Source organism: Pseudolactococcus raffinolactis NBRC 100932 (assembly GCF_001591765.1).
In the GTDB taxonomy this organism is placed as follows: domain Bacteria; phylum Bacillota; class Bacilli; order Lactobacillales; family Streptococcaceae; genus Pseudolactococcus; species Pseudolactococcus raffinolactis.
Window position 1 is genome coordinate 52,840 of sequence record NZ_BCVN01000004.1, and the last position, 12,715, is coordinate 65,554.

General features: G+C 41.7%; 12 protein-coding genes. All 12 read right to left on the reverse strand.

What is annotated here, in order from left to right; genetic code table 11:
* Positions 1–4: 4 nt before the first annotated feature.
* A complete protein-coding gene (gene sufD, locus LRA01S_RS02705; protein WP_061774107.1) occupies positions 5–1,267 on the reverse strand; it encodes a Fe-S cluster assembly protein SufD in 1,263 nt (420 codons plus the stop codon).
* Between the two features lie 13 nt (positions 1,268–1,280).
* Positions 1,281–2,051: a Fe-S cluster assembly ATPase SufC gene (gene sufC, locus LRA01S_RS02710; RefSeq protein ID WP_003138658.1), complete on the reverse strand. Its 771-nt coding sequence runs from the start codon at positions 2,049–2,051 to the stop codon at positions 1,281–1,283.
* A 77-nt stretch (positions 2,052–2,128) separates the two neighbouring features.
* Positions 2,129–3,301 (reverse strand): glycosyltransferase family 4 protein, encoded by a 1,173-nt coding sequence (locus LRA01S_RS02715; protein WP_061774108.1) that lies wholly within the window; start codon positions 3,299–3,301, stop codon positions 2,129–2,131.
* A gap of 195 nt (positions 3,302–3,496) precedes the next feature.
* A complete protein-coding gene (locus LRA01S_RS02720; protein ID WP_061774109.1) occupies positions 3,497–4,192 on the reverse strand; it encodes a YjjG family noncanonical pyrimidine nucleotidase in 696 nt (231 codons plus the stop codon).
* Between the two features lie 145 nt (positions 4,193–4,337).
* Positions 4,338–5,003 carry an adaptor protein MecA gene (locus LRA01S_RS02725; RefSeq protein WP_061774110.1) on the reverse strand — a complete coding sequence of 222 codons (666 nt, stop codon included), beginning with the start codon at positions 5,001–5,003 and terminating at the stop codon, positions 4,338–4,340.
* 119 nt (positions 5,004–5,122) lie between these two features.
* Complete coding sequence (locus tag LRA01S_RS02730; protein ID WP_061774111.1) at positions 5,123–5,860, reverse strand: amino acid ABC transporter ATP-binding protein; 738 nt, start codon at positions 5,858–5,860, stop codon at positions 5,123–5,125.
* Positions 5,857–6,543 carry an amino acid ABC transporter permease gene (locus tag LRA01S_RS02735; RefSeq protein WP_061774112.1) on the reverse strand — a complete coding sequence of 229 codons (687 nt, stop codon included), beginning with the start codon at positions 6,541–6,543 and terminating at the stop codon, positions 5,857–5,859. The genes LRA01S_RS02730 and LRA01S_RS02735 overlap by 4 nt, the downstream gene beginning before the upstream one ends.
* Positions 6,544–6,601: 58 nt before the next feature.
* A complete protein-coding gene (locus tag LRA01S_RS02740) occupies positions 6,602–6,970 on the reverse strand; it encodes a DUF4430 domain-containing protein (protein WP_061774113.1) in 369 nt (122 codons plus the stop codon).
* A 118-nt stretch (positions 6,971–7,088) separates the two neighbouring features.
* The gene (locus LRA01S_RS02745) at positions 7,089–8,219 is read right to left on the reverse strand and encodes an ABC transporter ATP-binding protein (RefSeq protein ID WP_061774114.1); all 1,131 of its coding nucleotides are present in this window, start codon (positions 8,217–8,219) and stop codon (positions 7,089–7,091) included.
* A 173-nt stretch (positions 8,220–8,392) separates the two neighbouring features.
* Positions 8,393–11,722: an InlB B-repeat-containing protein gene (locus LRA01S_RS02750; RefSeq protein WP_061774115.1), complete on the reverse strand. Its 3,330-nt coding sequence runs from the start codon at positions 11,720–11,722 to the stop codon at positions 8,393–8,395.
* Positions 11,723–12,250, reverse strand: coding sequence for an Ig-like domain-containing protein (locus LRA01S_RS02755; protein WP_061774116.1), 528 nt, complete (start codon positions 12,248–12,250; stop codon positions 11,723–11,725).
* The gene (locus LRA01S_RS02760; protein WP_061774117.1) at positions 12,228–12,473 is read right to left on the reverse strand and encodes a hypothetical protein; all 246 of its coding nucleotides are present in this window, start codon (positions 12,471–12,473) and stop codon (positions 12,228–12,230) included. Before LRA01S_RS02760 ends, LRA01S_RS02755 begins: the two co-directional genes overlap by 23 nt.
* Positions 12,474–12,715: the final 242 nt, after the last annotated feature.

Below are 12,715 nucleotides of genomic sequence, written 5' to 3' on the forward strand. Positions count from 1 at the left end.
AGACTTAACGTTTGTCTAGTTTACTTTCGATCACGTCGATCATTTCTTGACGCACGGCCTTAACCGGAATTTCACCAATGACAGCGCCCAAGAAACCACGAACGACCAAACGCTCAGCAGTATCTTGGTCAAGACCACGACTCATGAGGTAGTACATATCTTCTGGGTCAACTTGACCGATTGACGCCGCGTGACCCGCAGTCACATCATTTTCATCGATCAAAAGAATCGGGTTAGCATCCGAACGTGCCTTATCAGACAACATCAAGACACGTGATTCTTGTTGCGCATCAGCACCTTTGGCGCCGCGGATGATGTGGCCAATGCCGTTGAACGTCAAGGTTCCGGCTTCTAAGATGACACCGTGTTGTAAAATATGCCCAATCGAATGTGGTGCATAGTTGGTAACTCGTGTATCGATACCTTGAATTTGTTTGCCTGAAGAAATTGCCACCGCTTTAAGTTCTGCGTGACTACCTTCACCGACTAAGTCGCTGTCAAAATCAGCAACGACATTACCTTCGTTCATCACACCAAGGTTCCAGTCAATTTGTGCATTTTTATTTAAGCGACCACGACGACTGATGAAAGTTGTCAAATTGCTACCTAAACGGTCAATCGCTGAAAATTTAACTTGTGCGCCTTCAAGTGCAATCACTTCAACTGCAATATTAGCTGTATTCTTAACGCTATCTTTGCCAAGGCTTTCAAAACGTTCCAAGTATGACAGTTTTGCATGTTTCCCGACAATAATCAAAACGTGTTTATTGAAAGGCACCGCTTCGTCAGAATCTTGATAAAAGAGACCTTCGACTGGTACATTCACTTCAACATTATCTGGCACGTATAAGACTGCCGCTGAGTTAAAATAAGCAGTATGGTAAGCTGTTAACTTGTCTTCGTCAAAAGGTAAGGCTGTCCCAAAATACTGCTCGATGATTTCTGGAATTTCTTCCAAGGCTGAATAAAAGTCTGTGAAAATCACACCTTTATTCGCCAAATCTGGTGATAACTGTTGGAAAACAGTTGTCGTACCGACTTGAATCAACTTAGGATTTTCACCTAAGTTTGTAAAATCTGGCACGTTTGAACTGTCAAGAGATTCAGTGATATCGTTGTTACCAAAGTTCCAACGGTCAAGCTTGACACGCTGAATTAAGGGGCGGTTCAATTCACTGATTTTATCAAATGCCGTTTGACGGCGCACTTGCAACCATTCTGGTTCCGCATGTGCCTGTGAAAAAGCAATAATATTTTCTTTCGCCATATTATGCTCCTTCTTAAGCTTCTTCTTTGTACTCAATACCAAGGTCTTTAGCGATGCCATGGTAACCTTCAGTTTCCAAGCGTGCTGCTAATTCAGGGCCACCTGTCATGACAACGCGACCTTCCATCATCACGTGCACCACATCTGGTGTGATGTAGTTCAAGAGACGTTGGTAGTGAGTGATGATCAAGGCACCGAAGTTTTCACCACGGATGGCATTCACACCTTTAGAAACGACTTTCAAGGCATCAATATCAAGACCTGAGTCGATTTCATCTAGGATAGCAAATTTAGGTTCAAGCATGAGTAACTGTAGAATTTCGTTACGTTTTTTCTCACCGCCTGAAAAGCCTTCGTTAAGGTAACGTTCAGCCATGGCTTCGTCCATATTGAGCAAGTCCATTTTACTGTCTAATTTTTTCAAGAAGTCCATGACACCAATTTTGTCATCTTCTTCACGTCCAGCATTCATTGCAGCGCGCATGAATTCAGCATTTGTAATCCCAGCAATTTCACTTGGATATTGCATGGCCAAGAAAAGACCTAAACGCGCGCGTTCGTCTACTTCAAGTTCTAATACATTAATACCGTCAAGCAAAATTTCGCCTTGTGTGACTTCAAAATTAGGGTTACCCATAATCGCAGCAGAAAGTGTTGATTTCCCTGTTCCATTTGGTCCCATGATGGCATGAATCTCGTTTGTATTGATTGTCAGGTTCACACCTTTAAGGATTTCTTTTTCCTCAACGCGGACGTATAAATCTTTAATTTCTAATGTAGACATAGGTTCCTCCAATTATTGTTCTAATCACTATTTTATCAAAATAAAAGACAAAATAACATTATTCTGTCTATAAACTTTTACATTTTTCGGCGTTTTTTAACCTCTTGACGGTAGTCACTATTGCCGATAAACTTGACAATGTTTAAAAGTGGCGTTCGGTTCTCACCCAAGACACCGACCAGCTCAATGAGTACCTCTAACCCAATCAAACTAAAGATGAGTAAGAAAGTCCCGCCCCAGCGTGATGACACGTTAAGAATCAAGGCGATAAATGAGAAAATTCCTGCAATCCCATAAATCACCAAAACAGCCGCATGCTGCGTTAGACCCAAACTCAAAAGGCGATGATGCAAGTGCATCCGATCTGCCTCGACCATACTACCGCCATTGAGCTTGCGACGGATCATAGCCACCACCGTGTCGGTCAATGGTACACCCAAAATCAGCATCGGTGTGACGACAGCCACAGCTGTTGCATTTTTCAAGCCTTGCAAAGACAATACTGAAATCATGAATCCCAAGAATAAAGCGCCTGTGTCTCCAAGATAAATAATGGCAGGTGGGAAATTATAGGGGAAAAAGCCAGCGATGGCAAAGACGAGGACAAAAATCGTAATCGGTAGATAGACGTTAGTCGTCCCCAAGAAGAAATAAGCGACCAAACCCATGGTTGTCAAACTGATAATCGACACACCACTAGCTAAACCATCTAGCCCATCAATGAGATTGACTGCATTAGTAATCGCTAAAATCCAAAAGATAGTTGCGATGAAAGACAGCCAATCTGGAAAGACTAAGAGTGGCCCACCAAAGGGGATTTTGAAGTTATCAAAATGACTGGTCGTGAGAAACCAAATGACACAGGCACCAGCGATTTGTCCCACCAATTTACTTTTGGCTCCAAGCTCCATGATGTCATCAATCAAACCTGTCACGGCCACTATACCACCACCTAAAACAAAGGGCCAAACATAGCTGAGATAGGACTCTTTAATACCTGGATAATTTGGCAAACCAACAAAGCGTGGCAAAACAAGTAAAGTGATGATTGAAAATGCCACAAAAATGGCAACACCACCAGCTGATGGCATCGGTTTTACATTAATGCGACGAGCGTTTGGATTATCAACCGCTCCGATTTTTCGAGATACCACCACCATAATCGGCGTTAAGATCAAGGCAATAATTGCCGTTACTAACAAAATAATAATATATTTGACCGTAAATGGAAATTCAGATAAGTTATGCATATACCATTATTATACCATATTCTTTTATTTTTATATGTGTCAATCTCATCTAGAAACCTTTGTTTAAGAGCATTAAAGAATCCCTTTTCCTATCTGATTAACGAGCCTAACATAAAAAAAACGACCTAGCACTTCTGCCCTGCCGTTATTTGCCATGACTTCCCTGATTGTTTACTCATCTTAACTAACAAATACTTAAATAGTTAAAACTGACATCAGATCCGATATATTTGAAATCGAATAAGTCGGCTGATAGGCCTTGCCAAGCGCCTGTTGACCAGATTGATTTAGCCAAACGCTCGCGATATCCACTTGATGAGCGCCTAAAATATCAGTTGACAAGGTGTCACCAACCATTAAAAACGCATCTTTAGTTTGCTCTGGATATAGCGCTACAATATGCTCAAAAAAAGCCTGCCTTGGTTTGGCATGACCGATTTCCTCAGAAATAACGATATGCTCAAAGTAACGATGAAAACCCGTTAATTTCAAACGCTGATATTGAGTTGCCGTCTTGCCATTCGTCCCAACCACTAGCTGATAACCCTTTTGGTACAATGCTTCTAGCACCTCAGCAGCACCTGCTATCACCGCATCGTTGACATTCAAAACTTGACGATAGAGTGCCTCTGCTGCGACACCATCAATGCTCTGACCAAAGGCAGCAAAAGTCTCTGAAAAACGCTGATTTAAAAGTGGCTGCGATTCTGCTCCCTTTTCGATTGCCTGCCAAACATGGGCATTGATTTCGATATAAGTCGCCACCCATGCGTCATAGTCCAGCATTGCTGTATTAAAATGCTTGAAAACTGTCGCCAATCCCTTTTTTTCGCCGGCTTTAAAATCTAACACTGTATCATCTAAATCAAATATAATCACTCGATAGCTCATATCTATTCCCCTTTTTGTCTTGATTAAATCTATTATAGCGCAAAAAATGAGTTTGTCAGTCTTTTTATAAAAATACATCTTAGTTCATCGCATGAGGACACAAAAAATAGCGATAACTCGCTATTTAACAACTATTGATTCAAACTTAAATTTGTTGCAGACTCTCAAGTGCTTCCTCACGGAAAATCGTCTTAGCATGTTCTAGCAAAGCTTCTCGTGAAAAATCAGACGGCTCACCATACTCTAACATTCTAGCACGTAGCAAGCTCACTTCTTTAAAGCCTTTACGTTTTTGATTATCAAGAATGGTTAAGTAGAAATGGTCTTGAAATTGAAAGAGTTCTGATTCTTCCACATCGTCAATCACAGCTTGGCTCAGTCTTACTGCATCCGATATTTTATTAAATTTAAGGATAAAGTAGACAAAGTCTGCATGATCATCCATGACATCAAAGTTAGGTTTGCTTGACATATTATCCATCAAGCTTGCCATGTCACCCATCTGTTCCATGGCTTCATCCATCATTTCTTGTAAGCCTTCTGACCCTTCAGGAAATTGCATGTTGTCCATGTTTAACTCTTCTGTCACTAGCAAGTCCACACCTTGTGGATGCGGGCGAACTTGAAAAGTCATCATGCCTGTATTAGCAAACTTGTCTTCGATTTCTAGTTCACTCACTAACTCATAAAAAAGTTTTTCAACCATGCCTTGATTGACCAAAAAGTCACTCATTTTTATATCGTGCGCCTTTAAATCTTCAAATGTCAGGGAAATTTTTATCGTTTTATCATTGATTTGTTTATATTCCATCGTACTAACCTCACGTTTTGTTTCAGAGTATCTCTTTATTTTGGATCCCCTGAACTCTTATTATATCATAAAAGCGCTAAAATTAGCGCTTTTGAGTGATTGGGGTTCTCATTTTAAGCTTATAAAACTTGGGCTAGGAAGTCCTGCGTCCGTTGTTCTTTAGGGTGATCAAACAGCTCGGTTGGCGTGCCACTCTCGACGATTTTGCCATCCGCCATAAAGATCACGCGATCTGCCACTTCCTTAGCAAAGCCCATTTCATGAGTCACGATGACCATGGTCATCCCTTCTTTTGCTAAATCTTGCATGACATTTAAGACATCCCCGACCATTTCAGGATCGAGTGCAGATGTCGGCTCATCAAATAGCATGACATCAGGGTTCATGGCAAGTGCTCTCGCAATCGCAACTCGTTGTTGCTGACCGCCTGATAAACTTTGCGGGTAGGCTTCAGCTTTTTCAGACAAACCAACCTTGGCCAAAAGTTCAATGGCAACTTCAACCGCTTCTTCTTTGGATAATTTGCCAGTCGTAACTGGTGCTAAAGTTAAGTTGTCAAGAACTGTCATGTTAGGAAAAAGATTAAACTGTTGGAATACCATGCCCATTTTCTCACGGTGTTTAAAGACATCCACAGACTTATCTGCAATATTTGTGCCTTCAAAGAAAACATCACCTTTAGTGGGTGTTTCAAGCAGGTTCATGGTGCGAAGAAATGTCGATTTACCAGACCCAGAAGGACCGATCATCACGACAACTTCACCTCTTTTAATCTGGATATCCAGGCCTTTCAACACTTCATTTTTACCGAAATATTTATGTAGGCTTTTAATTTCAATCAAATTTTGTGTGGTCATTTTGCATATCCTTTCCCAAGTTTTTTCTCAAGGAGATTGATGAGTCTACTTGTGATAAAGGTCACCACGAAATAATAAACAGCGACGAGCAACCATGGTGATAAACTTTGATAAGTAGTTGAACTTGTCGTTTGCGCGCCATTATAAAGCTCCATAACGCCAATCGTCGCCAACAGTGAACTATCCTTGATGATGGTCACAAACTCATTTCCCAAAGCAGGTAGGATATTGCGAATCGCTTGCGGTAAGATGACTTTCATCATGGTTTGATGTGGGCGAATACCGAGTGAAAAAGCAGCTTCAGTCTGCCCTTTTGGCACAGCGTTAATCCCGCCACGAACGATCTCAGCAACATAAGCCCCTGAGTTCATTGATAACACGATAATCCCTGGTACCAAGCGTGATAAATCCTCTGTCAGAATACCCAATTGAAATTCTGGCAATGGCATTTTACCAAGTATTTGGAAGCCGATCATGATTTGCACGAGCATGGGTGTGCCACGAAAAACTTCGATGTAGACATTGGCAAGCCAACGTAAAACATGAATCTTTGATAACTTAGCTAAGGCGATCATCGTCCCAAGTAGGGTGCCGATGGCCACGACAAAAGCTGAAATCATCAGGGTAATGATCAAGCCATCATTAAAATAAGGCAGGAATTTATCGATAAAATTAAAACTCATAAGATTCTACTTTCTGAAAATAGTGATAGATCTAATTATATCACAATATGCTAGCGCTTTACTTAAATTCTCCTAGATAAAATTCAATTTGACTACCTGCTTTCACCTTGGTTTCTGTCACGCCTTTATCAGCCAGCTTGTCATTAACCTTAAAAAGCCAATAGAGATTGGCTGACTCGATTTGAGAAATGCCATCAATCTCCGTGATAATCCCTGACTTTAGCGTTACCTTCGACTTTGATTCTAGTAAGTCTAGGACCGTTTCACCGGTTTTGATCGGGACGTTTTGATAGGTTTTAACACTTGTCTTGTCAAATTTGACGATTAAGGTCGCTGTGCCATGCTGTTCAGACTTAACAACTTTATGGCATGACGAAAGAAGGATGACTGATAAGAGACAAAATAAACTGAATAAAAATTTTTTCATAAGACTATTTTATCAAAAAAATGTGTTTGATTGTCAAATCTGCTACTGACAAGTTTGACAACTTTCAAAACTTTGACCATAAAAAAAACGCCAATGGCGTTTTTCAGGAAGATTCAATTTAACCTACAATGCGTTGTTCAGTCTCGAAGTCGAAGAAATGACCTTTGTTGACATTGAATGTCAAGTCAACTTCATCGCCTGGTTGACGGAAGTCACGTGCATCTACTTTTGATACAAACTCAGTGTCACCAATCTTAGAATAAAGCATCGTTTCAGCACCGAGCAATTCAGAAACGACAACTTCTGCTTTCACATTTTGATTCGGGAAGACTTCTTGGACAAGACCATCAGCTGAGATGTCTTCTGGACGAATACCAAACCAAACTTTTTTCTTGTCATAGCCAGCATTTTTAAGGACTTTTTGTTGCCCTTCTGGGATGGCAATGTCAAGACCTGCACCATTTGTCATGCTAGCACCGTCAACAGTGACTTCAAAGAAGTTCATAGCTGGGCTACCGATAAAGCCAGCAACAAATTTGTTAGCAGGTTCGTTATAGAGTTCTTTTGGTGCACCGATTTGCTCGATCCGGCCAGTTGTGCCATCAGCACTCTTAGACGCACTCATGATAACGATACGATCCGCAAGTGTCATCGCTTCTGTTTGGTCATGGGTTACATAAATTGTTGTTGCCCCGATACGACGGTGAATTTTTGCGATTTCAGCACGCATTGACACACGAAGTTTGGCATCCAAGTTTGACAAGGGTTCATCCATGAGGAAAACCTTAGCATCACGGACAATGGCACGTCCCATGGCCACACGTTGGCGTTGACCACCGGACATGTCAGCAGGTTTACGATCCAAGAGTTCTGTCAAACCAAGAATGGCTGCAGCTTCTTCAACACGTTTTTTGATTTCTTCTTTTTTGTATTTGCGCAATTTCAAACCGAAGGCCATGTTGTCAAATACAGTCATGTGTGGATAGAGGGCGTAGTTTTGGAAAACCATGGCGATGTCACGGTCTTTAGGTGCCACGTCATTCATGCGCACGCCATCAATCGTGAATTCACCACTTGTGATGTCTTCAAGACCTGCGATCATCCGAAGGGTTGTAGATTTACCACAACCTGAAGGTCCTACGAAAACGATGAATTCTTTATCTTTAACATCCAAGTTGAAATCTTCTACTGCTTTGATTTTGGCATTAGGATATACTTTGTCTACATGTTCTAATTTAAGGGTTGTCATTGTGTCTACCTCTTTTTTATTTGATAGGTTCATTTTACCGCAAACGCTTTCATTTTATGATGTGCAAATTGCACATCTCTCATATACAAATCGCCCAATGTTAAGAACGCAAAAAAACAGCTTGCCACAATAGACAAACTGTTTCGAGGGGGGCTAAGTTAGGGTGAGCACAGTTAGTCACTGTGTCGGGTGTTACGTTTGCCAAGCTTGAACCAAGTCAGCACACTCACAAAGGCAACTAGGATGAAGCCAAGGATAAGACTGAATGCACTTTGACTTTCACCTGTCTTCGGTAACTGATGACCAGTTGGTGGTAAAGCTGGTGTTTGAGTTACTGGTTTGTAGACGAAGGTGAAGGTTTGGGCTTGATCTGTGATCGTCGCTGTGATCTTATCACTGAGTGAGATCAATTCATAACCCGCGATCGTTGGTGCGTTACTTGTGATGGCATCGCCGATTTTACCAGTATAAACTGTAGCCGTTTTAAGTTCCTTACCGCTTTGGTCGACATAACGCACTGTGATCGGTGCAGGTTCGAGGTCTTTTGCAATGATCGTCGCTGTTGTATGCGTCGTCACCTCTCTCACCGTTGCGCGTGTTACCAAGCGGTTGAACGGTGTGAATCTTGTCATCGGATTGACATTGGTAAAGGTCACATCATGCACACCTTCTGGCAATTCTGCCGCATCTGTTGCCTTGTAAGCAACCCCATCCACAATGGCCCAGATGTCCGCATCGGGTACGATATTATTATCTTCATCATAGAGAACAGGTTCATGTTCTGGATGATGCCAAGTGTAGGTGGTATTTTTTACAACGGTTCTAACGATTGGTTTGGCTTCAAGACGGGCATAGTCATATTTGAAGTGGGCATAAAGTGTTTGATTACCCATCGTTGTATCAGAGATATCCGTGATGGCATTACCGCCACTTTCTGCATCAAACCAACCGAGGAAGATGTAGCCGTCTTTGGTCGCATCTTCAAAGCTTGGAACACCAACGCCGTAGGTATAGCTGTCTGGGTTGGCTGTGCTGTTTGTCCCACCGTCTAGCTCATAAGCGATGGTGTACTCTGATGGTGTGAAGCGAGCATAGAACGTTTTGTCTTCTTTGGCGGTCGCTGGGATGTTAGTGACTTTATTGCCACCTGTGTCGGCATCATACCAGCCTTGGAAGTCATGACCGTCTTTAGAAGCTGGATTAAAGCTTGAGACACCTGTGCCAAACTCATAGTGGGTTGGGTTAGCACCATTTGTCCCACCATCTAGCTCATAAGTAATGGTATAATCCCAATGGGCATAGAGGTCTTTGGTTCCTGTAGCTGTTGATGAGATATTGGTGATGCGGTTTCCACCTTTAACCGCATCATACCAACCTAGGAAGTGGTAGCCGTCTTTGGTCGCGTCCTCAAAGCTTGCGACACCGACATCATAGGTGTATTTAGCAGGATTAGCGCTGTCGTTATCTCCACCATCTAAGTGATAGATGATGTCATACTCATTTGGTGTCCAACGTGCATAGAGGGTTTTGTTTCCTGTTTCGGTTGTTGAGATGGTGGTGATAGGATTACCCGCTGTGGCATCATCATACCAACCGGCGAAGGTGTAGCCGGTTTTTCCAGTGGCATCTGCGAAGCTTGTGACACCGACACCGTAGGTATAAGTAGTTGGGTTGCTTGTTGGACTACCACCGTTTAAAACGTAGCTGATGTCATAAACAGTTGGTGCCCACTGGGCGGTGTAGGTGACAGTTGCGGTGACTGTATTTGCGACAGCTGGGCTCCATCCTGTGAAGGTGTAGCCTGTTTCGCCTTTTGGACTTACACCATCTGCACCTAGAGTACCTGAGAAGGATGGGGTCATACTGTTAATGACGCGACCGGTAAAGACGTTGTCATTGAAGTCACCGCGATTACCCTTGGTATAGCTGATGTTAAATTTGTATTTGGTGTTTTTGACCGTCGCGACATAACCTGTTGAAGCATCAACATCAAATTCTTCTGAAATAACTGAACCCGCACCAACATCATAACCTGGTGAGTTAATGAGGTCATATTCAGCACTTGGGGCAACGGTTTGGTAGAAACGATAAGTTCCGTCAACGACTGGACCTGCATCCACATATCCAGAATCACCGACAACCGTCGTCCAAGTGTTCGTGCCATAATCTGTCCAAGACCCATCAGCTTGCTTTTGTTGAAGTTTAAAGGTGCCAGCAAGTGGGAAGTTCGTATCCGCATCAAAGAGAGTTACACCTGCAGAACCTGCTGTAACTGTGCCACCCGATCCAGTAATACCTTCAAGTTTTCCTGTGGCTGTGTAATCTTTTGAGGTGTCACCTAGGGTTATCCTAGCTGTATTCCTGACTGTTGTATCCACAGCAACCTGTGGATAGTTTTCAATGATATACATTGAATATGAAACTATTTTCCCACCAATCACATTTCCATTTCCGTATGTATTGGTATAGAAAGCCTCTAGATCAGAACGATCACTTTCTGAATAGTAACCATTATTAATGGTATTGTTTGTCGCCGTAGTCACAAAATCAGCATCCAAATCGGAATATCTAAGACCATTGCTACCCACGTCACCCAAATATAATACGAAAGTGTATTGATCAAATGCATCCTTATAAAAACCATATTGATAGACACCTAGTCTAGCCTTGAAATCTGTGTAAGATTCCCCAGGGTTTTGGTTTATCTTAGTTGTAGGTACGTTAAACATGCTAGCTTGAGTAGATAAAATGCCAGAAGTTAAATTAGTAGGTATGTATACACTAGTCCTCATAAAAAGATTAGTAGGGGTTCCATTAAGTTGATCTTCTACATAACAATTAGACCTAACATTATAGGCCGATCCAAAACTTAATCCTAATTCTCTTACCCCAATTTGATTAACTGAGATATTCCATTGTGCAGTCGTATTTGAAATAGATGCTAGAAACTTATAGTCACCACCTAAATTATTTAATTGTCTTCGGTTAATTCCAATTTCCTTAGTTTTCCCACCAAAGGATACATTGAAAGTTCCTCCTTGACTGCTTGATGTTACGAAAGTATTCAAACCAGAGGTGAGTTCAGCTACGACACTCTGCCTACCGGTCACGTTAACACCTAAAATTACTTCAATTCTGTTATTAGCAATCCGCCATTGCCCTAAAACCACGCCAAGATTGTCTGTAAAATTGACCCATCCGCCACTTGTTGCAGTAAAAGTAAGTCCGGTCGTACTGGTCGGAGCAGCAATTTTGAACGTATCACCTTCATTCAAAGTGCTACTCATTGGTGCTAAGGTCCAATTAAATTTAAGCTGATATCCTTGATTAATTGTCCCTAAATTCGTTGTAGAAAGTGGATTTCCTGCACTATCCAACAAATTCCAGTCGTTCACCACGACTTGGTTAGAATAATCTACTGGTGCTGCCGCTGCTCTAAGCGCTGGTCTGACTTTGGTTAGTTCTGACGTTGTGTCAGTAGCCTCTCCTTCAAAAGCAAGCATTTATGAGATGTTCCCTACTTGAACTGCCTGTGTCACGTCTTGATTAACATCTGTTGTTAAAACGGCATCAGTTTGGATAACCGCATCGACTTGATCAAGTTGGGTCACTGTTCCATTAAATGTGAGTAAAACAGTTTGATTTTGGATGACAAATGAACCAACAACTTCACCACTCTTGCTTACGAGTGCTTTAGGTGTTACTTGTTCACCTGACCAAGTCCCAACTTCGGCATTTGCTGGTAGTTTGACTTGATAGCTTGAACCTGCGACAAGTTTCCCACCTTCTAGTCCTTGTAAGTGGATTTCTGCCGTTAAGGCATAGCTTGCGCCTGACTTGATTGGATTGTCGTCTGATACGGCTTGCTGATTTGCGTCCGTCAGTTGCCAGCTAGTGACTGGCGCATCTGGTGGTGCGACATCTTGGGCAAAGACTGCTGCGACAGGCGCAAAGATGTTAAATAGTAGACTTAATCCAAGTACGAATGATAAGATTTTTTGTCTAATGTTAGACTGTTGTGTGTGTTTCATAATGATACCCCTCTATTTCTAAATACAAAAAACTGAGTTTTGCAAAAGCGGAAAAAACCCGACTTTCGAAAAACTCAGTTACTAGGACGTATTGATAAAATTGATGTTGTAGGTTAGTGGGCTGTGGGCTGTGGGCATTTTCTGGGGTTGCTAACAACGGTCTAGTGACAACTAAAAGTTTTGGGGAACAAACTAAGTTTTTCTTGTTGATGATGATTGTCATTAGTCTGTCCTCCTTTTTGATAGATTTAACTTGCTTTTGTGCTGCTATCTTTTTTATCTTTTAATATAGATAGACTTATCCTACACTTAAATTTTAACACTTTACTCATTATTTTACAATATATTTTTCTGTTAAAATCAAGTATTTACCATTTTATATTCATAAAGTAACACTTTATTAAATCTAGATCTGCTCGACCTTTGCTTTGACTTAGGCTAATGTCCTTTTAAAAACAACAAAAA